The 20760-nt window shown below is 63.6% G+C and carries 18 protein-coding genes; 14 read left to right on the forward strand and 4 right to left on the reverse strand.

Going from position 1 to position 20760, the window contains the following annotated elements; all coding sequences use genetic code 11:
- The first annotated feature begins 1 nt into the window (after position 1).
- Both J1C56_RS21360 and J1C56_RS21365 read left to right on the forward strand, forming a co-directional pair.
- Positions 2-925: an isoaspartyl peptidase/L-asparaginase gene (locus J1C56_RS21360; RefSeq protein WP_214392075.1), complete on the forward strand. Its 924-nt coding sequence runs from the start codon at positions 2-4 to the stop codon at positions 923-925.
- Between the two features lie 20 nt (positions 926-945).
- On the forward strand, positions 946-1743 hold the full coding sequence (locus J1C56_RS21365) for a transporter substrate-binding domain-containing protein (protein WP_214392076.1): 798 nt from the start codon (positions 946-948) through the stop codon (positions 1741-1743).
- A gap of 317 nt (positions 1744-2060) precedes the next feature.
- Here J1C56_RS21365 and J1C56_RS21370 read toward each other — a convergent pair whose 3' ends face one another.
- On the reverse strand, positions 2061-3059 hold the full coding sequence (locus J1C56_RS21370; protein ID WP_214392077.1) for a LacI family DNA-binding transcriptional regulator: 999 nt from the start codon (positions 3057-3059) through the stop codon (positions 2061-2063).
- Between the two features lie 84 nt (positions 3060-3143).
- On the opposite strand from J1C56_RS21370, the gene J1C56_RS21375 reads away from it, so the two are divergent.
- Complete coding sequence (locus J1C56_RS21375) at positions 3144-4058, forward strand: ROK family protein (protein WP_214392078.1); 915 nt, start codon at positions 3144-3146, stop codon at positions 4056-4058.
- The gene (locus J1C56_RS21380; protein WP_214392079.1) at positions 4051-4776 is read left to right on the forward strand and encodes a copper homeostasis protein CutC; all 726 of its coding nucleotides are present in this window, start codon (positions 4051-4053) and stop codon (positions 4774-4776) included. The genes J1C56_RS21375 and J1C56_RS21380 overlap by 8 nt, the downstream gene beginning before the upstream one ends.
- A gap of 72 nt (positions 4777-4848) precedes the next feature.
- Here J1C56_RS21380 and J1C56_RS21385 read toward each other — a convergent pair whose 3' ends face one another.
- Genes J1C56_RS21385 through J1C56_RS21395 form a run of 3 tightly spaced genes read right to left on the reverse strand, consistent with a single transcriptional unit; the run spans position 4849 to position 9703 of the window.
- Positions 4849-6405: a SpoVR family protein gene (locus J1C56_RS21385; protein ID WP_214392080.1), complete on the reverse strand. Its 1557-nt coding sequence runs from the start codon at positions 6403-6405 to the stop codon at positions 4849-4851.
- Positions 6406-6414: 9 nt separating this feature from the next.
- Positions 6415-7731, reverse strand: coding sequence for a YeaH/YhbH family protein (locus tag J1C56_RS21390; RefSeq protein WP_214392081.1), 1317 nt, complete (start codon positions 7729-7731; stop codon positions 6415-6417).
- A gap of 22 nt (positions 7732-7753) precedes the next feature.
- Complete coding sequence (locus J1C56_RS21395; RefSeq protein WP_214392082.1) at positions 7754-9703, reverse strand: PrkA family serine protein kinase; 1950 nt, start codon at positions 9701-9703, stop codon at positions 7754-7756.
- 403 nt (positions 9704-10106) lie between these two features.
- Here J1C56_RS21395 and J1C56_RS21400 point away from each other — a divergent pair, with 403 nt between their 5' ends.
- The 10 genes from J1C56_RS21400 to J1C56_RS21445 all read left to right on the forward strand — a co-directional run bounded on the left by J1C56_RS21400 (position 10107) and on the right by J1C56_RS21445 (position 20757).
- On the forward strand, positions 10107-10535 hold the full coding sequence (locus J1C56_RS21400; protein WP_214392083.1) for an OsmC family protein: 429 nt from the start codon (positions 10107-10109) through the stop codon (positions 10533-10535).
- Positions 10536-10668: 133 nt separating this feature from the next.
- Positions 10669-11619 carry a sugar-binding transcriptional regulator gene (locus J1C56_RS21405; protein WP_214392084.1) on the forward strand — a complete coding sequence of 317 codons (951 nt, stop codon included), beginning with the start codon at positions 10669-10671 and terminating at the stop codon, positions 11617-11619.
- A gap of 203 nt (positions 11620-11822) precedes the next feature.
- On the forward strand, positions 11823-13133 hold the full coding sequence (locus J1C56_RS21410) for an ABC transporter substrate-binding protein (RefSeq protein WP_214392085.1): 1311 nt from the start codon (positions 11823-11825) through the stop codon (positions 13131-13133).
- A gap of 92 nt (positions 13134-13225) precedes the next feature.
- Positions 13226-14098 carry a carbohydrate ABC transporter permease gene (locus J1C56_RS21415; RefSeq protein WP_214392086.1) on the forward strand — a complete coding sequence of 291 codons (873 nt, stop codon included), beginning with the start codon at positions 13226-13228 and terminating at the stop codon, positions 14096-14098.
- Between the two features lie 10 nt (positions 14099-14108).
- The gene (locus J1C56_RS21420; RefSeq protein WP_214392087.1) at positions 14109-14933 is read left to right on the forward strand and encodes a carbohydrate ABC transporter permease; all 825 of its coding nucleotides are present in this window, start codon (positions 14109-14111) and stop codon (positions 14931-14933) included.
- A gap of 20 nt (positions 14934-14953) precedes the next feature.
- Positions 14954-15952: an ABC transporter ATP-binding protein gene (locus tag J1C56_RS21425; RefSeq protein WP_214392088.1), complete on the forward strand. Its 999-nt coding sequence runs from the start codon at positions 14954-14956 to the stop codon at positions 15950-15952.
- A complete protein-coding gene (locus tag J1C56_RS21430; protein WP_214392089.1) occupies positions 15949-16725 on the forward strand; it encodes an L-iditol 2-dehydrogenase in 777 nt (258 codons plus the stop codon). The genes J1C56_RS21425 and J1C56_RS21430 overlap by 4 nt, the downstream gene beginning before the upstream one ends.
- Positions 16726-16912: 187 nt before the next feature.
- Positions 16913-18391 (forward strand): mannitol dehydrogenase family protein, encoded by a 1479-nt coding sequence (locus J1C56_RS21435; protein WP_214392090.1) that lies wholly within the window; start codon positions 16913-16915, stop codon positions 18389-18391.
- 160 nt (positions 18392-18551) lie between these two features.
- On the forward strand, positions 18552-20123 hold the full coding sequence (locus tag J1C56_RS21440) for an FGGY-family carbohydrate kinase (protein ID WP_420797422.1): 1572 nt from the start codon (positions 18552-18554) through the stop codon (positions 20121-20123).
- 64 nt (positions 20124-20187) lie between these two features.
- A complete protein-coding gene (locus tag J1C56_RS21445; RefSeq protein WP_214392091.1) occupies positions 20188-20757 on the forward strand; it encodes an isochorismatase family protein in 570 nt (189 codons plus the stop codon).
- Positions 20758-20760: the final 3 nt, after the last annotated feature.

Genomic DNA, 20760 nt, shown 5'->3' on the forward strand with positions numbered 1-20760 from the left:
AATGATCCTGCTTGCCAATTCCGAGGCCTGGCCCGGCTTCTCCAAGAGCGTCGAACTTCTGAAGGGTGGCAGCCACGGCATCGACGCCATGGTCGCCGGCATCGGCGAGGTCGAGCGCGAGGTCAAGGTCCGCTCGGTCGGCTTCGGCGGCTGGCCGAACATGCTCGGCCGCATGGAATTCGACGCCGGCGTCATGGACGGCACGACGCGTGAAGTCGGCTCGGTGGGTGCGGTGCCTGACACCATCCCGGTCGCCGCCCTTGCGCATGAAGTGATGAAGCGTCTGCCGCATGTCATGCTGACCGGCGACGGCGCCCGCCGTTTTGCCACCGAGATCGGCTTTCCCCATGACGAGACGCTTTATGAAGAGAGCAAGCGTGTCTGGTGGCAGCGGCTGGAAAAGGAGCTGTCGCCGGAAGAGCTGGCCAAATTCCCCGACATCGCGCTCGCCCCGCTCAGCCGCACCATCACCGATCCCGAACGCGTGCGCGACACCACCGTGTTCCTGTCGCAGGACAGCCTTGGCGGCCTCAACGTCGTGACCTCGACGTCGGGCTGGGCCTGGAAGTATCCCGGCCGTCTCGGCGACTCGCCGATCCCCGGCGCCGGCTTCTACGCCGACAGCCGCTTCGGCGCTGCCGCTTGCACCCATACCGGCGAGATGACCATGCGCTGCGGCACCGCGCGCACCATCGTGCTCGCCATGCGGCTGGGTTATTCGCTCGACGCGGCCATCGCGCTTGCCATCGAAGAGCTGCGCGAGCTGAAAAGCGGCTTCCTGGCCGGCGTCGTCATCCATGCGCTCGACGCCAAGGGCAACCACAAGGTCGTCAGCCTGAATTGCGAAGAGCAGATCAAATACTGGTTCTGGGACACCGATTTGCCCGAACCGGAGCATCGCTTCGCCGAACCGTTCACATCCTAGCAACCCGAGGGAGAGGGAAAATGAAGAAGCTTATGACGAAACTGGCCGGCATGGCGCTGGCCATCGGCCTCGCGGCCACGGGCGCTGCCCAGGCCGGCAAGATCGACGAGATCCGCGAGCGCGGCACCGTGCGTATTGGCGTGTCGCTCGGCGGCGAGCCGATCGGCTTCCGCGACGCCCAGAACAACCCTGTCGGCTATGATGTCGACGTCGCCACCATGCTTGCCGAAAAGCTCGGCGTGCCGGTCGAATTCGTCGACGTGTCGGGCGACGCCCGCATCTCGATGCTGGTCTCCGGCCAGATCGACATCGCTGTTGCCAACACCTCCGCGACGCTCGAGCGCGCCAAGTCGGTCGATTTCTCGATCCCCTACAATCGCGCCGGCCTGCGCATCATCGTCCAGAAGGACGCCGGCATCACTTCGCTCGAAGGTCTTGCCGGCAAGAAGATCGTCGTCGGCCGCGGCTCGACGGGCGAGACTTTCATCAAGAAGGCGGCACCCCAGGCCGAGCTCGTCTACACCGACAACTTCTCGCCTGAGGGCGTTCTGCTGCTGCAGCAGAAGCGTGTCGACGCGGCGATCGAGGACTCCTCGCTGCTCGACTATCTCGCCACCAAGAACGAGAACCTGGTGACGCTGCCGGGCCTGCACTCCAACGACCCGATCGGCATCGCTGTCGCCAAGGGCGACGAGGGCTTCGTGCGCTGGATCGACATGTTCGTATCCGACTACATCCAGAGCGGCGCTTACCAGGCCAACTACAAGAAGTGGTGGGGCGAGACCGCCAACCCGCCGGCTTTGACCCCGCTCTGGTAATTACTGCCGCCGAGCCCCTCTCCTTAAGGGGGAGGGGTAGGTGGTGCGTCCTTCGAGGCTCGCCCGCCGAACGACTTTGCCCTGTTTGCAACCCATTGCGGGCTCGCACCTCAGGATGAGGACCGTTGGGTCAGCTCGACCTTATCCTGAACGTTTTTTCCAAAAATCAGCTGGAAGTTCTCGCTTCATCCTACGGCTTCGCCCGACAGGCATGGGCGACACCAACGGTCCTCATCCTGAGGTGCGAGCCCGCAGTGCGTAGCAAACAGGGCAAAGTCGTTCGGCGGGCGAGCCTCGAAGGACGCACCAACAGCGCCTTACGACGTCGCGCGCGGCACGAAGAAGGTCGGCACAGTCACCTCGGCCTGCCCATTGCCGAACTGCTCGGGTGTCGCCAGGAAACGCAGGATCTCGCTGACATAGGTCTTCTTGTCGTAGCCGATCGACGAGATCGGATAGGCCTCGAAGTCCGTCAGCGACAAATTGTCGAAGCCGTAGAGGCGGAAGCGCTCTGGCCTGTTGCCGGGAAAGGCGTCGCGGTGGACGTCCATGATCCCCATGGCCATGGCATCGGAGGTGCAGAACACCGCGTCGGTCGTTGGCCATTCAGGCGACTGCGCAACGCCGCGGCCGCTCTGGTAGGAGTAGTCGCCGCGCAGTTCCGCAACCAGTCGGATGCCGCGCTTTGCCATCTCGGCCTTGTAGTTGGCGATGCGCTGCTGCTCGACCGGTGAGGATACGCGTCCCGTTACCAGCGCTGCGGTTGCGACACCCTTGCTGGCCGCGTCGGCGACAGCCTCGGCGATGCCGATCGCCTCGTTGGGCACCACTGAAGGAGACGAGCCGTCATGCATGCCGTTGAGCATCAAAACGTCGTCGCTGCGGAACATCTTGCGCACGCTTTCAGCGTCGGCGAAGTCGGAAAACACCAGTGCCGCATCGACGTGGTAGGCAACACCGTTGCGCAGGAATTCCTCGATACGCTCGACCGAGCCGACGCGCAGGAAGATCACCTGCTTGCCGATCGACTGGATGTCGCTGATCAGGAGATCGAACAGGTCGAGGTCGGAGAAGTCGTGGATGTGGTTGACGATCACCGCGATCAGGTTGACCGTCTTGGTGGTCAGGCTGCGGGCCAGAAGATTGGGCTTGAAGCCGAGCTTGTCTGCTGCTTCAAGCACGCGCGCGCGCTTGTCGGCGGAAACGGGTCGGCTTTCGCTCGACAGCGCCCGCGAGGCGATCGCGCGCGACACGCCGGCCAGCTCGGCGACATCGGCGATGGTCGGCGAGGTGCGTCGTTTGCGCGAACTGTCCATAAGTGCCTTTGCGAGTTGTCGTCTTGAAATTCGGGCGCCGTGGCCGGTCGTTCCGCAGCATTGATCCATCTGGGAACTGATTTCATGCTTACCTGCTTCGACATTGGCGGTTCAACGATAAAAAGCGCCCGTGCGCGTTCGGCCGGCGAAATCGAGATCATCGACCGGGTCAAAACCCCGCTGGACGATTTCGATGCCTTCGCCGCCGTCATCGCCGAACGCGTGGCGATGGACCGCGATCGCACCCGGGGCGTTTCCATTTCGATCGCCGGCGTCGTTGACCCTGCGACCGGCAGCCTGAAATGCGCCAACATCCCTTGCATTGACGGTCGCATCATTGCTGCCGATCTCGAGGCTGAAATCGGCCTGCCGGTCTGGATCGCCAACGATGCCGACTGTTTCGCCATGGCCGAGGCGACTGAAGGGGCAGGGCGCGGCCATCGCAATGTCTTCGGCATCATCCTGGGAACAGGCGTCGGTGGCGGGCTGGTCATAGACGGGCGCCTCGTCACGGGAGCTGGCGGCTATGCCGGCGAGTGGGGCCATGGCCAGGCGCTGGCCACCAGGGTCGGCACGCCGCCGGTCGAGATCCCGCATTTCGCCTGCGGCTGCGGCCAGGCCGGCTGCGTCGACACCATCGGCGGCGCCCGCGGGGTCGAGAAGCTGCACCATTTCCTGTGCGCGGAGGCGCTGTCGAGCACCGATGTCATCGACCGCTGGCGCGAAGGCGAGCCGAAGGCGCGCCGCACGATGGAGGTCTATCTCGAACTTGTCGGCGTGCCATTGGCGCTGACGATGAACATCATCGGCGCCTCAGTCGTTCCCGTCGGTGGCGGTCTGTCCAACGTGCCCGAACTGATCGCTGCTCTCGACGATGAAGTGCGTGGCCGCACCCTTCGGCGCTCGCAAAGCCCGCTGCTGGTCAAGGCCGCACTCACCACCGAGCCGGGCCTGCTCGGCGCCGCTGCCCTCGGTTTCCAGGAGTTGACCCGTGTCTGAGAAAATCCTGCTCGAAGTGTGCCTCGACAGCCCGCAAAGCCTGGCCGCTGCGATTGAAGGTGGCGCCGACCGGATCGAACTGTGCACTGCGCTCGAAACCGGTGGTCTCACGCCGTCGCCCGGCCTGATGGCGCTTGCCGCCAAGGCGCCGATCCCGGTCTATGCGATGATCCGCACGCGGCCCGGCGATTTTGTCTTCGACGACGCGGATGTTGCAACCTTGCTGGCCGATATCGACGCCGTGCGCGCCGCCGGCCTGGCGGGTGTCGTGCTCGGTGCCAACAGGCCGGACGGGACGCTGGACCGCGATGTGCTTTCGCGGCTGGCAGTCCATTCAAAAGGGCTCGGCATGACGCTGCATCGCGCCTTCGACCTTGCTGGGCCGGACTTTGCGCCTGCGGTCGACCTCGCCATCGAACTCGGCTTCGAGCGTATCCTGACCTCGGGCGGCGAAACCACGGCGCTGAAGGGGCTCGACGCCCTGGCCGCGTGCTTCGATCACGCGCGCGGCCGCATCGTCATCATGCCGGGATCGGGCGTCAATCTCGACACGGTCGGCGCGATCAGGGCGCGGCTGCCGCTGCGCGAGATCCACTCGTCCTGCTCGTTGGCCGTCGACGCGCCCGCTGGCAAGGCGCTGGAACTCGGCTTTGTCGCAGCGCGGCCAAAGCACACCGACGCCGGGATCGTGCGCAAGATGATGGCGGCGCTGGCCTAGAACAATTCCAGGAAAAGTGCGCAGCGGTTTTCCGTCCGGAATTGCGTAAAGACAATACAGCTCGTGAGAGGCTCAAGCCTTCTCGCCCAACTCCTTGGTCGAGACTTCGTAGAGTGTCTTGTCGGTCGTGCCGTCGATGCCGACCATGCTGACCTCGTGCCCCCAGAGCCGCTGGATGTAGCGCAGCGTCTCGTTGCGGGTCTCTTCCACCAGTGTCGTGCCATGGTGAACTGTGTGCTTGATACGCAGCTTGCGGTCGCCCTTGAGGTCGGCGTCGACCGCCTGGATGTCGGGCTGCGTCACCCCGACGTCGTAGTTGTCGGCGAGCCGCGAGCGTACCCGCTCATAGCCGCGCTCGTCATGGATCGCCGTGACCTCGTAGTACGGGTCGGAGGCTTCTTCCTGCAGTGAGAACAGCCGCATGTCGCGGATCAGCGCTGGGCTCAGGAACTGGCGGATGAAGGACTCGTCGCGGTGCGTCGCCCAGGCGTCGAGCAGGGTGCCGCACCAGTCGCCATTGCCGGCGAAATCCGGGAACCAGTCGCGGTCTTCAGCGGTCGGTTGCGTGCAGATGCGCTGGATGTCGCGCATCATGTTGAAGCCGAGCGTGTAGGGATTGAGGCCGCCGTAGCGCGGGTCGTCGAAGGTGGGTTGGAACACCACGTTGGAATGGTTCTGCAGCACCTCCAGCATCGTGCCTTCGCTGATCTGGCCCTTGTCGAACAGGCGGTTCATGATCGTGTAGTGCACGAAGGTGGCACAGCCTTCGTTCATCACCTTGGTCTGGCGCTGCGGGTAGAAATACTGGGCAATGACGCGGACGATGCGCAGGATCTCCCTTTGCCAGGCCTTGAGCACGGGGCTGTATTTTTCCAGGAAGTAGAGCAGATTTTCTTCCGGATATTCGATGGCCGTCTGGCGCTCGGAAATGTCGGTCTCGGCCTCGCGCGGCACTCCGGCTTCGGCCGACTGCGGCAGCGTCCGCCACAGGTCGCTGAACGTGCGCTCCTCGTGTTCCAGCCGCTCGCGGATGCGCGCCTGCTCCCTTTCGACCGACAGCCTGGGCCGCCGGCGATAGCGAAACACGGCTTGCGGCATCAGTGCGTGTGCCGCGTCAAGCACGGCTTCCACGGCAGTCGGGCCGTACCTTTCCTCGCAGCGGGCGATATAGCTCTTGGCGAACTCCATATAGGCGAGGATGGCGCCCGCATCGGTCCATTGCTGGAACAGGTAGTTGTTCTTGAAGAAATGGTTGTGGCCGAACGACGCGTGCGCGATGACAAGCGTCTGCAGCGCCATGGTGTTTTCTTCCATGAGATAGGTGATGCAGGGGTTGGAATTGATCACCAGCTCATAGGCGAGCCCCATGCGCCCCTTGCGGTAGAGGTTCGACTCGTGGACGAAATGCTTGCCGAAAGACCAGTGCTGGTACATCAGCGGCATACCGATTGACGAGTAGGCGTCGAGCATCTGCTGAGATGAAATCACTTCGATCTGGTTGGGATAGAAGTCGAGGCGAAGCTCGTCGACGGCGATCTCCTTGATCGCGTCATAGGCGCGCGAAAGGTCGTCAAAGTTCCAGTCGGAACTCGTAAACAGCAGCGGCGACGTTTTTGAGCGCTTTTCCAACTTGCATCCTCATCCGCGTTTTGCCGGCGCTGGCGCCTTGGCGAACAACTCATGAAAGACGGGATAGATGTCGGACGGCTTGGCGATGCGCGTCATTTCGAAGTTCGGCCATTCGGCGCTGACCTCGCGATAGGCGTTCCACAGCGAGGTGCCGTTGTCGGCATGTCGGAACATCTCGCTTTCGCGTTCGTCGATGATCTCGACATAGGCATAGTACTGGCAGAGCCGCATCAGCGTCTTGTCGAGGATCGAAACGCAGCGCTCGGAATCGTTGGGGATGTTGTCGCCGTCGGAAGCCTGTGCGGCGTAGATGTTCCATTCCTTGGCAGGGTAGCGTTCGCGGACGACCCGCAGCATCTCCTCCAGTGCAGTGGAAACGACCGTGCCGCCGCTTTGGGTGCTGTAGAAGAAAGTGTCCTCGTCGACCTCCGAAGCCTCGTGCGTGTGGCGGATGAAGACGATGTCGGTCTTGGCGTAACGCCGCTTGAGGAACAAATGGAGGAGCACGAAGAAGCGCTTGGCGAGATCCTTCTCGCGCTCGCCCATCGAGCCTGAAACGTCCATCAGGCAGAACATCACCGCATTGGCATTGGGCACCGGCTGCGGCTCGAAACGGTTGAAGCGGATGTCGAGGGGGTCGATGTAGGGGATCAGCTTTCGACGCCGCGCGAGCATTGCAATTTCCTCGCGCAGGGCTGCGATACGTTGCTGGGTGGCGGCGCTCGGCCGCCTCTCACCCTCCAGCTTGAGCAGTTCCGCCGCAGCCGCGTCGATCTCGGATTGTTTCGGCCTTCTCAGCGCGATGCGCCGCCCAAAGCTGTTGAACATGGTGCGCCCGACGCTGATGCTGGTCGGGTTGCCGCTCATGGTGAACCCGGCCCGGCGCGGCCGGAACGTCACCACTTCCTTGAGGTTGAGCTTCACAAGGTCGGGCAGCTCGAGGTCTTCAAAGAACAGGTCGAGCACTTCTTCGCGCGACAGGGCGAACTGGAAATCGTCTTCGCCATCGCCCGACGACGACGGGTCGGAGCCCTTGCCGCTGCCCGCCGCCGGTCGCGGGATGCGGTCGCCGGTGCCGAAGGTCTTGTTGCCGGGCAGGACCTCCTCCCGGCGGCCCGAATGTGGTGCGCGTTGGAAGGTCGGCTCGCCGATGCCCTTGCGCGGGATCGGAATGAGCTGGTCCTGGTCCGCCGTGTCGATCTTGCCCGACCTGACCCGTTCGTTGATCGCCCGTTTCAACTCGTCCCGGGCGCGCCTCAAAAAACGCTGCCTGTTGCCAAGGCTCTTGTCCTTGGGATTGAGGCGCCGATCGATGAAGTTCGGCATGTGGGTCCCCGCTCGCTCCCGGTCAGCCTGCCTTGTTGACCCGCATGTACCAGTCGACAAGCCGCCGGACCTGGCGCTGCGTGTAGCCGCGCTCGGTCATGCGCTCGACGAATTCGGCATGCTGCTTCTCGGTGGTGCTGTCGCGCTTGGCACCGAAGCTGATCACCGGCAGCAGGTCCTCGACCTGACCGAACATCCGCTTCTCGATCACCTCGCGCAGCTTCTCGTAGCTGGTCCACGACGGGTTGCGGCCATTGTTCTTGGCGCGCGCCCGCAGCGTAAATTTCACCACCTCGTTGCGGAAGTCCTTCGGGTTGGCGATACCGGCCGGCTTCTCGATCTGCGACAGCTCGGAGTCGAGAATGCCGCGATTGAGGATCTGGCCGGTATCGGGGTCCTTGTAGTCCTGGTCCTCGATCCAGGCATCGGCATAAGCGATATAGCGGTCGAACAGGTTCTGGCCATATTCGCTGTAGGATTCGAGATAGGCCTTCTGGATCTCGTGGCCGATGAACTCGGCGTAGCGGCTGGCGATCTCCGACTTGATGAAATCCAGATAGGAGGATTCGATCTCGCCCGGGAACTGCTCGCGCTTGATCGCCTGTTCAAGCACGTACATCAGGTGCACCGGGTCGGCGGCGATCTCCTTGGTGTCGTAGTTGAACGTCTCCGACAGCACCTTGAAGGCAAAGCGCGTGCTGACGCCGTTCATGCCCTCGTCGACACCGGCGGCGTCGCGATATTCCTGCATCGACTTGGCCTTGGGATCGACGTCCTTGAGGTTCTCGCCGTCATAGACACGCATCTTGGTGTAGAGCGGCGAGTTCTCGTGTTCGGCGAGCCGTGTCGACACGGTGAAGCGGCTCAATATGTCGAGCACCTCGGGCGCGCAGGGATTGCTCACCAGTTCGCTTTCGCGCAGCAGCTTCTCATAGATCTGCCGTTCTTCGGTGACGCGCAGGCAATAGGGCACCTTGACCACCAGGATGCGGTCGAGGAACGCTTCGTTGTTGCGGTTGCTCTTGAACTGCAGCCATTCCGACTCGTTGGAGTGCGCAAGAACGATGCCCTGATAAGGGAAGGCGCCAAAGCTCTCGGTGCCGTTGTAGTTGCTTTCCTGGGTAGCCGTCAGCAGTGGGTGCAGCACCTTGATCGGCGCCTTGAACATTTCGACGAATTCGAGAAGCCCTTGCGTCGTTCGGTTCAGTCCGCCGCTGTAGGAGTAAGCGTCGGGATCGGCCTGGCTGAAATTTTCCAGCTTGCGGATGTCGACCTTGCCGACGAGCGCCGACACGTCCTGGTTGTTTTCGTCGCCGGGCTCGGTCTTGGCTATGCCGATTTGGCGCAGCCGCGACGGCATCAGCTTGACGACACTGAACTTCGAAACGTCGCCGTTGATTTCTTCGAGCCGCTTGGCAGCCCAAGGCGAGATCAGGCCGGTTAGCCGGCGCCGGGCGATGCCATATTTGTCTTCGAGCAGGTCGGCCATGCGCTCGGGATGGAACAGGCCAAGGGGTGATTCGAAAACCGGGCTGAGCTGGCCGCCGATCTTGAGCGTGTAGATCGGCCGCTCTTCCATCAGCTTCTTCAGTCGCTCGGCGAGCGACGACTTGCCGCCGCCGACGGGGCCGAGCAGGTAGAGAATCTGCTTGCGCTCCTCAAGCCCCTGGGCGGCATAGCGGAAGTACCCAACGATGCGCTCGATGGTGTCTTCCATGCCGTAGAATTCGGCAAATGCCGGATAAAGCTTGATTGTTCGGTTGGCAAAGATGCGCCCGAGGCGGGCGTCCGCGCTGGTGTCGATCAGGGTGGGGGCGCCGATGGCGTCCACCATTCGCTCAGCCGCAGTCGCGTACATCGCTGGCTGGTCGCGGCAGGCGAGCAGATATTGCTGTAGGCTCATCTCCTCGGTGGTCTGACTTCCGTATATTTCCGAGAAGAGATTGAAGACGTCGGATTCACGTGTTTGCATGGCACCCTCACAATGCCGAAGTCGGTGGGAGTGTAACACCACTTCGACCTTTTGCCTTCATCTCAACTTCCCTGAACAATCAAAGTTCCGCACAGAATCTCGTGATTGAAGATTTAGTTTGCATGCATGGAATTGTGGCGCGGCGCGGCCTTCGATTTGCCGTGGCCTGCACCTGATTTCACGGGCCTGCGACACGGCTTTGCCCTCAACTTTCGGCTGCATCGGGATGCATCCTGTGGAACACACGGCTGCCGCAAGCGACAAGTTTCGCGCCGGCCGCCGCGGCAATTTTTCTGGCTCAAAAACCCATGCGCGGAACGGCGGGTACTCGACGCTTTGGCCCGCGCCCGGCTATGAACGCTGACCGCATGGGCGGAACATTTTGCATGGAAGGATGGCTGTCATGAAGGCACGCATCAAATGGGTTGAGGATCGCACCTTCGTTGGCGAGTCCGGCAGCGGGCACAAGATCGTTCTCGGAACATCCAAGGAGCCGGGCGGCCAGACGCCAGGCCCGAGCCCGATGGAGCTGATGCTGATCGGCGCCGGCGGCTGCTCGGCTTACGATGTCGTCCACATCCTGGAGAAGGGCCGCGAGGCGATCGAGGATTGCACCGTCGAACTCGATGCCGACCGCGCCGAGACCGATCCCAAGGTGTTCACCCGCATCCACATGCATTTCGTGGTCAAGGGGCGGGGTCTTGCGCCAGCCAAGGTCGAGCGCGCCGTCAGCCTGTCGATCGAGAAATACTGTTCGGCCTCGGCCATGCTCGCCAAGTCGGCCGTGCTGACCCATGACTTCGAAGTCGTCGACACCACGACGGCAAGCTGACGTCTAGCACTGGCGCTCCGTACAGGGGCGCCAGAAGCTCAAGCAGGGATGCGAGCAATTGACGCCATTGCGAGCAATTGCGCATTTTCGAAAACCCTGCGAAACTGCCGGGATCAAGCATGAGGCGTGACGCATGAGTTCCCGGCAGGAAACCCCAAGGCTCGACGAGGCCGCCCGAGCGGGCTGGCTTTATTATGTCGCCGGAAATACTCAGGACCAGATCGCAACGAAGCTCGGGGTCTCGCGCCAGACCGCGCAGCGGCTGGTGTCGCTCGCCATGTCCGAGGGCCTGATCAAGGTGCGCGTCGACCACCCGATCGCGAGCTGCCTCGACCTTGCCGCCCGGTTGCGCTCGCGCTTCGCACTCGACCTCGTCGAGGTCACGCCCAGCGATCCGGATTCGTCTTCGACGACGATCGGTATCGCCCAGGCCGCCGCTGCCGAGATCGAGAAGTGGCTGCGTTCGGCCGAACCGATCGTCATGGCGATCGGTACTGGCCGCACGCTCAAGGCGGCAATCGAGCAGCTGCCGCCGATGGAGTGTCCGCACCACAAGGTGGTTTCGCTGACCGGCAACATTTCGCCCGATGGTTCGGCGGCGTTCTACAACGTCATCTTCACCATGGCCGACACCATCAAGGCGCGCAGCTTTCCCATGCCTTTGCCGGCAATTGCCTCGTCGTCGGAGGAGCGGCGCATGCTGCATAGCCAGCCGCTGATCCAGCCGACTCTGGCGCTCGCCGCCCAGGCCGACGTTACCTTTGTCGGCGTCGGCGACATGGGTCCGCAGGCGCCGCTCTACGAGGACGGCTTCATCACCGAAGCTGAACTCAAGGCGCTGCAGAAGGCAGGTGCCGTCGGCGAAATCGTCGGCTGGGCCTTCGACCGGGACGGCAAGCTGATCGAGGGCATCACCAACGACCGCGTCGCCTCCGCCCCTTTGCCGTCGCGCGAACGCTCGCTGGTGGTCGCGCTTGCCATGGGCGAGCGCAAGCTGCCCGGCATTCTGGCCGCCGTCACCCGGCGTCTCGTCAACGGACTGATCACCGACGAACGTACCGCGGCCGCGCTTCTGGCCGGTTGAAGCAAAGCTTCGGCAAGCTGTCGACTGCTGCGTAGGCGCTGGCGCACGCGCCCTCGGATTCTCACATTCAGAACCAAGGTCTCGCCGGCTCTCCGGCAGGCCCCGTCTGCGCGCGCCGAGATTCCTGCTTGACATAAATCACGTCAGATGAATAATTGCCCACAGCCGAGGCAAATGCTCACTTTGGCTTTTGGGAGGAATTGATGAAACTGAACACGCTCTTTCTGGGCCTGTGCGGAGCGAGCGCGCTCGCGTTTGCCGCTCATGCCGAGACCATCACCATCGCCACCGTCAACAATGGCGATATGGTCCGCATGCAGAAGCTGACGGACGATTTCACCACCAAGAACCCCGATATCCAGCTCGAATGGGTGACGCTCGAAGAGAACGTGCTGCGTGAGCGCGTCACCACCGACATCGCCACCAAGGGTGGCCAGTACGATGTCATGACTATCGGCACCTACGAGGTGCCGATCTGGGCCAAGCAGCAGTGGCTGCTGCCGCTCGACAATCTCGGCGCCGACTATGACGCCGCCGACATCATCCCGGCCATTGCCGGTGGCCTTTCGGCGGACGGCAAGCTCTACGCCGCGCCATTCTACGGCGAGAGCTCGTTTGTCATGTACCGCAAGGACCTGATGGAAAAGGCCGGGCTCACCATGCCCGACGCGCCGACCTGGGACTTCATCGCCGACGCCGCCCGCAAGATGACCGACCGTGCCGCCGAGATCAACGGCATCTGCCTGCGCGGCAAGGCCGGCTGGGGCGAGAACATGGCCTTCCTGACCGCCATGTCGAACTCCTTCGGCGCGCGCTGGTTCGATGAGAAGTGGCAGCCGCAGTTCGATCAGCCGGAATGGAAAAAGACGCTGCAGTTCTATGTCGACCTGATGAAGGATGCCGGCCCGTCCGGCGCCTCCTCCAACGGCTTCAACGAGAACCTGGCGCTGTTCCAGCAGGGCAAGTGCGGCATGTGGATCGACGCCACCGTCGCGGCGTCCTTCGTGTCGAACCCGAAGGACTCCACCGTTGCCGACAAGGTCGGTTATGCGCTGGCGCCTGACACCGGCCTCGGCAAGCGTGGCAACTGGCTGTGGGCATGGTCGCTCGGCATTCCCGCCGGCACCCAGAAGGCCGAAGCTGCGCAGAAGTTCGTCGCCTGGGCGACGGGCAAGGGTTACCTCGACCTCGTCGCCTCGAAGGAAGGCTGGGCCAACGTGCCGCCCGGCACGCGCACCTCGCTCTACAACAACCCCGAGTATCAGAAGGCCGCGCCCTTCGCCAAGATGACGCTGGACTCGATCAACTCGGCCGACCCGACCAAGCCCACCGTCAAGCCAGTGCCTTATGTCGGCGTGCAGTTCGTCGCCATCCCCGAGTTCCAGGGATTGGGCACGACCGTCGGCCAGCTCTTCTCGGCGGCACTTGCCGGCCAGTCGAGCGTCGATGATGCACTGGCCGCGGCTCAGACTGCCTCGGTGCGCGAGATGACCCGCGCCGGCTACATCAAATAGGCAGATCCTCCCTGCCTGGCCGTCCGGTCTCCCAGTCCGGACGGCCCCTTTCAGGCCTGAAACCTCATCTGCTCGAACGCGGGGTGACCGCCATGGCTACTCGACAGACCAGTACGCTGGCGCGCTTCATGATGGCGCCCTCGGTGATCCTGCTCTTCATCTGGATGATCGTGCCGCTGGCGATGACCCTGTGGTTCTCGTTCCAGAACTACAACCTGCTCAATCCGGGCAATGTCAGCTTCGCCGGGCTGTTCAACTACAAGTTCTTCTACACCGACCCGGCCTTCTTCCAGTCGATCTGGAACACGCTGGTGCTGGTCGTCGGCGTGCTGCTGATCACGGTCATAGGCGGCATCGCGCTGGCGCTGCTGCTCGACCAGCCGATGTTCGGCCAGGGCATCGTCCGCATCCTGGTGATCTCGCCGTTCTTCGTCATGCCTCCGGTTGCGGCACTGGTGTGGAAGAACATGATCATGCACCCCGGCTACGGCGTGTTCGCCGACATCGCCAAGTTCTTTGGCGCCCAGCCGGTCGACTGGTTCGCGCAGTACCCGCTGTTTTCGATCATCATCATCGTCGCCTGGCAGTGGCTGCCCTTCGCCACGCTGATCCTGCTCACCGCGCTGCAGTCGCTCGACGGCGAGCAGAAGGAAGCCGCCGAGATGGACGGCGCGGGCTTCGTCAGCCGCTTCATCTATCTGACTGTCCCGCATATTTCGCGCGCAGTAACAGTGGTCATCCTGATCCAGACCATCTTCCTGCTCGGCGTCTATGCGGAGATCCTGGTCACCACCAATGGCGGTCCGGGCTACGCCTCGACCAACCTGCCGTTCCTGATCTACCGCACTGCACTTCTTGGCTACGACGTCGGCGGCGCTTCGGCCGGCGGCATCATCGCGGTCATCCTGGCCAACATCGTCGCCTTCTTCCTGATGCGCGCCGTTGGCAAGAACCTGGACAAGTGAGGAGGAACCGATGGCACGCGCAGTTTCGACAAGACGCAAGATCGGCTTCACCGTGGCAGCCTGGGTGGTTGCCATGCTGATCTTCTTCCCGATCCTCTACACCATCATCACCAGCTTCAAGTCCGAGACGGAGGCGATCGCCGGCTTCAGCCTCATCCCGTCGGGCACGCTGGAGAGCTATGCCGAGGTCCAGGCGCAGAGCAACTATTTCAAGTTCTTCCTGAACTCGGTGATCATCGCGGTCGGCTCGACAATCCTCGCGCTGGTCGTCGCCGTGCCCGCCGCCTGGTCGATGGCGTTTTCGCCGACCAAGCGGACCAAGGACATCCTGATGTGGATGCTCTCCACCAAGATGATGCCGGCGGTGGCGGTGCTGGTGCCGATCTACCTGATCTTCCGCGACACGCATCTGCTCGATACGCGCATTGGCCTCACCGTCATGCTGATGCTGATCAACCTGCCGATCGTGGTGTGGATGCTCTACACCTACTTCCGCGAGATTCCGGGCGAGATCCTGGAGGCCGCGCGCATGGACGGCGCCACGCTTTGGGGCGAGATCGTCTATGTGCTGACGCCGATGGCGGTGCCCGGCATCGCCTCGACCATGCTGCTCAACATCATCCTGGCGTGGAACGAGGCGTTCTGGACCATCCGCCTGACCACCACCAACGCCGCGCCGCTGACCGCCTTCATCGCGTCCTTCTCCAGCCCGCAAGGCCTGTTCTGGGCGAAGCTTTCGGCGGCCTCGACACTGGCCATCGCACCAATCCTGATCATGGGCTGGTTCTCCCAGCGCCAACTCGTCCGCGGCCTGACTTTCGGCGCCGTGAAGTAGTCGACCCCGGGGAGGAAACCATGGGAAACATCAATCTCAAGAAAGTGTCGAAGTCATTCGGCGCAACGACAATCATCCCCGAGATCGACCTCGAGATCGAAGACGGCGAGTTCGTCGTCTTCGTCGGGCCGTCCGGTTGCGGCAAGTCGACCTTGCTCCGGCTGATCGCCGGGCTGGAGGACACCTCCGGTGGCAGCATCAGCATCGATGGCCGTGACGTCACCGGCGAGGCGCCGGCCAAGCGCCGGCTGGCGATGGTGTTCCAGTCCTACGCGCTCTACCCGCATATGACGGTCTACAAGAACATCGCCTTTCCACTGAAGATGGCGGGCGAGGACGCGGCCGTCATCGACAAGAAGGTCAAGGACGCCGCGCGTGTCCTCAACCTGACCAACTATCTCGAGCGCCGGCCCGGCCAACTCTCCGGCGGCCAGCGCCAGCGCGTCGCCATCGGCCGCGCCATCGTGCGCCAGCCCTCGGCCTTCCTGTTCGACGAGCCGCTGTCCAACCTCGACGCCGCGCTTCGCGGCACGATGCGCCTCGAGATCAGCGAGCTTCACCACCAGCTCAAGACAACGATGATCTACGTCACCCACGACCAGGTCGAGGCGATGACGATGGCCGACAAGATCGTGGTGCTGAACGCCGGCAACATCGAGCAGGTCGGCTCGCCGATGGAACTCTACAAGACGCCGAAGAACCTGTTCGTTGCAGGCTTCATTGGCTCGCCCAAGATGAACCTGATCAACGGTGCCGCCGCCGCCAAGCACGGCGCGACGACGATCGGCGTCAGGCCCGAGCATCTCGGCATCTCGACCACGGCAGGCGAGTGGAAGGCGACCGTCGGTGTGGCCGAACATCTCGGTTCGGACACCTTCCTGCATGTGCATGCCGATGACGTCGGGCCGCTGACGGTGCGTGCCGACGGCGAGATCGGCGTTCATCACGGCGAGACAGTCTTTCTGACCCCGAGCCCAGCCAAGATCCATCGCTTCGGCGCAGACGGGAGGGCCATGTGAGCGCGAGGCTCCAGGGCAAGTCGGCGCTGATCACAGGTGCCGCGCGCGGCATCGGCCGTACTTTCGCCGAGGCTTATGTCCGCGAGGGAGCCGTGGTTGCCATCGGCGACATAAATCTCGACGCGGCGATGAAGACAGCCGATGAAATCGGCGCTTCGGCCTATGCCGTCAGCCTCGACGTGACCAACCAGACCTCGATCGAGGCGGCGATCAAGGCCGTGGAACAGAAGACCGGCGGTCTCGACATCCTGGTCAACAATGCCGCGCTGTTCGATCTCGCGCCGATCGTCGAGATCTGCAGGGCAAGCTACGACAAGCTGTTTGCGGTCAACGTTGCCGGCACGCTGTTCACCATGCAGGCCGCCGCCCGCTCGATGGTGGCGCGAGGCAAGGGTGGCCGCATCATCAACATGGCGAGCCAGGCAGGCCGCCGGGGCGAAGCGCTCGTTGCGGTCTACTGCGCCACCAAGGCGGCCATCATCAGCCTGACCCAGTCGGCCGGGCTGGACCTGATCAAGCACGGCATCAACGTCAATGCCATCGCCCCGGGCGTCGTCGAAGGCGAGCACTGGCAGCATGTCGACGAGCTGTTCGCCCGATACGAAAACCGGCCGCTGGGCGAGAAAAAGCGCCTTGTCGGCGAAGCGGTTCCTTATGGCCGCATGGGCACGGCGGAAGACCTTGTCGGCATGGCGATTTTCCTCGCCGGGCCGGAGAGCCAGTACGTCGTCGCCCAGACCTACAACGTCGATGGCGGCAACTGGATGAGTTGAAGACAGCGCTCCTCTCCCCTGAGCTTGTCGAAGGGACGGGAAGAGGATGCCGGCAGGCAGGTGATGGGCAGCGAGAACCTTCGAGATTTCGCTCCGCCCTTCATCCGGCCCTTCGGGCCACCTTCTGCCCGTAAACGGGGCGAAGGGGTCGGGGGCGTCTGCGCCGAACAAGAGAAAGCGTCGAACCATGACCGTGAAGCTCTCACTCGCCACGCTGCCGAATTTGCCCGCCAAGGTCGCGCGCCCGACATACGACCGCGCGTCGCTCAGGGCCGGCATCGTTCATTTCGGGGTCGGCAATTTCCACCGCTCGCATCAGGCGGTCTATCTTGACGAGTTGTTCGACTCCGGTGCCGGCCATGACTGGGCGATCGTCGGCGCGGGCGTGTTCGATGGCGAAAAGATCGGTCGCGCCAAGTTGGCAGAGCAGGACTGGCTGACGACAGTGGTCGAGCAGGACAGCGGCCACATGAGCGCCCGCGTCACCTCGGTCATGGTCGATTTCCTGATGCCCGGCGACGCGGCTGTCATCATCGAGCGCCTCGCCGATCCAGCGATCCGCATCGTCTCGCTGACCATAACCGAAGGCGGCTATTTCATCGACCCGGCGTCCGGCGTGTTCAATCCGACCCATCCCGATATCGTCGCCGACGCGCAAGCCATCGCCACGCCCGGAACGGTGTTCGGCATCATCCTCGCCGGCCTCATCCGCCGCCGCGAAGACGGCATCGTGCCGTTCACGGTCATGTCCTGCGACAACATTCCGGGCAACGGACATGTCACATCGGACGCGGTTGTTGGCCTGGCGCGGCTGGTTGACGACACGCTGGCCGACTGGGTCCAAGACAACGTCGCCTTTCCCAACAGCATGGTCGACCGCATCACGCCCGCGACCACAGACCGCGAGCGCAGCATTCTCTCCAGCGACTTTGGCGTCGAGGACAACTGGCCGGTGTTCTGCGAGCCGTTCAAGCAATGGGTGATGGAGGACCGTTTCACCGACGGGCGCCCGGCGCTGGAAAAGGTCGGCGTCCAGTTCGTCCACGACGTCGCCCCGTTTGAGCTGATGAAGATCCGCATCCTCAATGGCGGCCACGCCACCATCGCCTATCCCGCCGGGCTGATGGACATCCACTTCGTTCACGAGGCGATGGAAAATCCGCTGGTGCGCGCCTTCCTCGCCAAGCTGGAGCGCGAGGAGATCATGCCGACGGTGCCGCCGGTCCCGGGCGTCGTGCTGGAGGAATATTGCCAGCTCATCGAGCGCCGCTTCTCAAATCCCAAGATCGGCGACACGGTGCGCCGCCTATGCCTCGACGGTTCCAACAGGCAGCCGAAATTCATCATTCCGACGATAGCCGACCGGTTGAAGGATGGCGCTGATGTCACTGGCCTCGCGCTCGAATCCGCGCTCTGGTGCCGCTACTGCTTCGGTAGCACCGACTCAGGCGCCGTCATCGAGCCGAACGACCCCAACTGGGACCGGCTCCAGGCGACGGCCAGGACAGCCAAGGGCGCGCCTGAAAGTTGGCTCGCCATGGAAGATATCTACGGCCAGGTTGGCCGCTCTCCTGCCTTCGCCGCAGCCTTTGCCCACAGCCTCGACACGTTGTGGAAGCTCGGCACCAGGGAGACGCTCACCCGTTATCTCGGCGGACGCCTCTGAGCCAAGTCTAGGGTGCCGCTGACCGCTGGAATTGGTCAGGGCGCGCATATAGACTGTGCGTCATGGTTCTGCTCCGCGCACGTCTGCATCGAAGGAAAGTGCCGTCGGTCCGGTCCGGCGGCTCCCGCGCGACCGGGCTTTCCAGGGCAGTGGCGTCCTGATGGCGGCCTATCTTTGCGCGGTCGACGTCGGCACCGGCAGCGCGCGCGCCGGTATCTTCGATACGGGGGGAAGGCTGCTCGGCCGTGCCGAGCACGCAATCGCCATGAACCGCTCGGCATCAGGCCATTGCGAACACGATTCCGAGCAGATCTGGTCGGCGGTCTGTGCCGCTGTCCGTGATGCCCTTGCCGCCGCGAAGGTCGCGCCCACCGACATCGTCGGCATCAGCTTTGACGCGACATGCTCGACGGTTTTCCGCGGCAGGTCCGGCGAGCAGGTCAGTGTGTCAGTGGAAGGGGATTCCCGCTGGGACACCATCGTCTGGCTCGACCACCGCGCGCTCGCCGAGGCCGACGAATGTACTGCCACCCGCCACGAAGTGCTCGGCTATGCCGGCGGGGTGATGTCGCCCGAGATGGCGACGCCCAAGCTTATGTGGGTCAAGCGTCATCTGCCGCGCAGCTGGGCGCGTACCGGCCAGCTTTTCGACCTTGCCGATTTTCTCGGCCACAAGGCCTGCGGTTCGCTCGCCCGCTCGCAATGCACGCTGACCGCCAAATGGACCTATCTCGCCCATGAGCGCGAGGCCTGGCGTCACGATTTCTTCGCGGCCGTCGGCCTCGGCGACATCTTCGATCATGCCGCCTTGCCCGATCGCGCAAGCCCCGTCGGCGCCGATCTCGGTGCACTTACCCCGGCAGCAGCCGAGGCGCTCGGCCTCACCACCGCATGCCGTGTCGGGGCCGGCATGATCGACGCGTTTGCGGGCGCCATCGGCGTCATCGGCGGCCTGCCCGGCATCGAACGCCATCTGGCGCTGATCGCCGGAACCTCGAGCTGCGTCATGGCGATGTCGTCCGAACCACGTGCATTCGCCGGAGTCTGGGGGCCGTATTTTGGCGCAGCGCTGCCCGATCTCTGGCTGAGCGAAGGCGGCCAGTCGGCGACGGGCGCGCTGCTCGACCACATTATCCGCTGGCATGGCGCCGGCGGCGAGCCTGACGTGGCCATGCACCGGCGCATCACCGAACGCATCATGCAACTGCGCGGCATCGAGGGCCTCGACCTCGCCGGGCGTCTCCATGTGCTGCCCGACTTCCACGGCAACCGCTCGCCGCTCGCCGATCCGCATGCGCTGGGCGTGATCAGCGGACTGACACTCGATTCATCCTTCGACAGCCTGTGCCGGCTCTACTGGCGTACGGCAGTCGCCATCGCACTCGGCCTTCGCCATGTGCTCGATGCGCTCAACGCCAATGGCTACGGCATCGACACGCTGCACGTCACCGGCGGCCACACCCGCAATCCGCTGCTGATGGAACTTTATCCCGACGCCACCGGCTGCACTGTTGTTGAGCCGCTTGGCGGCGACGCCGTGCTGCTGGGTACGGCCATGGCTGCGGCCTCTGCCGCCGGGCTTTATCCGAGCCTCACCGAGGCCTGTGCCGCGATGCGCCAGGAAGGCCGCGCGCGCCAGCCCAATCCATCGGCGCGTCCACGCTTCGACCGCGACTATCGCGTGTTCCTCGAAATGCACCGCCAGCGCAAGGCGCTCGATGACATTATCTGAGCCGGTCACCATATGCCGCTCATTCGAGTGAGGGGCGTCGGTGCAAGCAAATCGGGAAGTTAAGATGGATGAGGTGGTGACCGCCGACGCGTTGATCGTCGTCGATGTCCAGAACGCGTTCGTATCGGGCGCCGAGGCGGTGCCGGCCCACGCGCGGCTTCTCGCCGCCGTCGCGACGTTGCTCGTGAATGCGCGTGCCTCGGGCGTGCCCGTCATCTTCATCCAGAACGACGGCCCGGCAGGCGCCGTCGACGAGCCGCATACATCCGGCTGGGAGCTGCATTTTCCGCCTCGGCCAGGCGAGCATGTCGTGCGCAAGGAGGTCGACGATGGCTTCGACGGCACTGGCTTGAACGACTTGCTCACGGCATCCGGCGTGCGCACCATGGCCATCTGCGGCATGCTGTCGGAGATGTGCCTGGCGGCGACGGCGCGGACTGCGATGGCCATCGGATATGGCGTGATCCTGCCGCACGACGGCCACGCCACCTACGACGTGCCGCCGGGCCCCGGCGGGTCCGAGGGTGTTCAGGCGCATCTCGCGGCACGCGCCGCGGAATGGTCGCTCGGCGACGAGGTGGTCATCGTGCCGAAAGCGAGCGATGTCAGCTTTGCCCGCCGCCAAGCGAGCTAGCTG

Source organism: Aminobacter anthyllidis, from assembly GCF_018555685.1.
In the GTDB taxonomy this organism is placed as follows: domain Bacteria; phylum Pseudomonadota; class Alphaproteobacteria; order Rhizobiales; family Rhizobiaceae; genus Aminobacter; species Aminobacter anthyllidis.

What these genes read in the sequence shown, in the direction of transcription:
- J1C56_RS21360 (WP_214392075.1), top strand. Translation starts at nt 2, where the DNA reads ATGATCCTGCTTGCCAATTCCGAGGCCTGGCCCGGCTTCTCCAAGAGC.
- J1C56_RS21365 (WP_214392076.1), top strand. Translation starts at nt 946, where the DNA reads ATGAAGAAGCTTATGACGAAACTGGCCGGCATGGCGCTGGCCATCGGC.
- J1C56_RS21370 (WP_214392077.1), bottom strand. Translation starts at nt 3,059, where the DNA reads ATGGACAGTTCGCGCAAACGACGCACCTCGCCGACCATCGCCGATGTC.
- J1C56_RS21375 (WP_214392078.1), top strand. Translation starts at nt 3,144, where the DNA reads ATGCTTACCTGCTTCGACATTGGCGGTTCAACGATAAAAAGCGCCCGT.
- J1C56_RS21390 (WP_214392081.1), bottom strand. Translation starts at nt 7,731, where the DNA reads ATGCCGAACTTCATCGATCGGCGCCTCAATCCCAAGGACAAGAGCCTT.
- J1C56_RS21395 (WP_214392082.1), bottom strand. Translation starts at nt 9,703, where the DNA reads ATGCAAACACGTGAATCCGACGTCTTCAATCTCTTCTCGGAAATATAC.
- J1C56_RS21400 (WP_214392083.1), top strand. Translation starts at nt 10,107, where the DNA reads ATGAAGGCACGCATCAAATGGGTTGAGGATCGCACCTTCGTTGGCGAG.
- J1C56_RS21405 (WP_214392084.1), top strand. Translation starts at nt 10,669, where the DNA reads ATGAGTTCCCGGCAGGAAACCCCAAGGCTCGACGAGGCCGCCCGAGCG.
- J1C56_RS21410 (WP_214392085.1), top strand. Translation starts at nt 11,823, where the DNA reads ATGAAACTGAACACGCTCTTTCTGGGCCTGTGCGGAGCGAGCGCGCTC.
- J1C56_RS21415 (WP_214392086.1), top strand. Translation starts at nt 13,226, where the DNA reads ATGGCTACTCGACAGACCAGTACGCTGGCGCGCTTCATGATGGCGCCC.
- J1C56_RS21420 (WP_214392087.1), top strand. Translation starts at nt 14,109, where the DNA reads ATGGCACGCGCAGTTTCGACAAGACGCAAGATCGGCTTCACCGTGGCA.
- J1C56_RS21425 (WP_214392088.1), top strand. Translation starts at nt 14,954, where the DNA reads ATGGGAAACATCAATCTCAAGAAAGTGTCGAAGTCATTCGGCGCAACG.
- J1C56_RS21435 (WP_214392090.1), top strand. Translation starts at nt 16,913, where the DNA reads ATGACCGTGAAGCTCTCACTCGCCACGCTGCCGAATTTGCCCGCCAAG.
- J1C56_RS21440 (WP_420797422.1), top strand. Translation starts at nt 18,552, where the DNA reads ATGGCGGCCTATCTTTGCGCGGTCGACGTCGGCACCGGCAGCGCGCGC.
- J1C56_RS21445 (WP_214392091.1), top strand. Translation starts at nt 20,188, where the DNA reads ATGGATGAGGTGGTGACCGCCGACGCGTTGATCGTCGTCGATGTCCAG.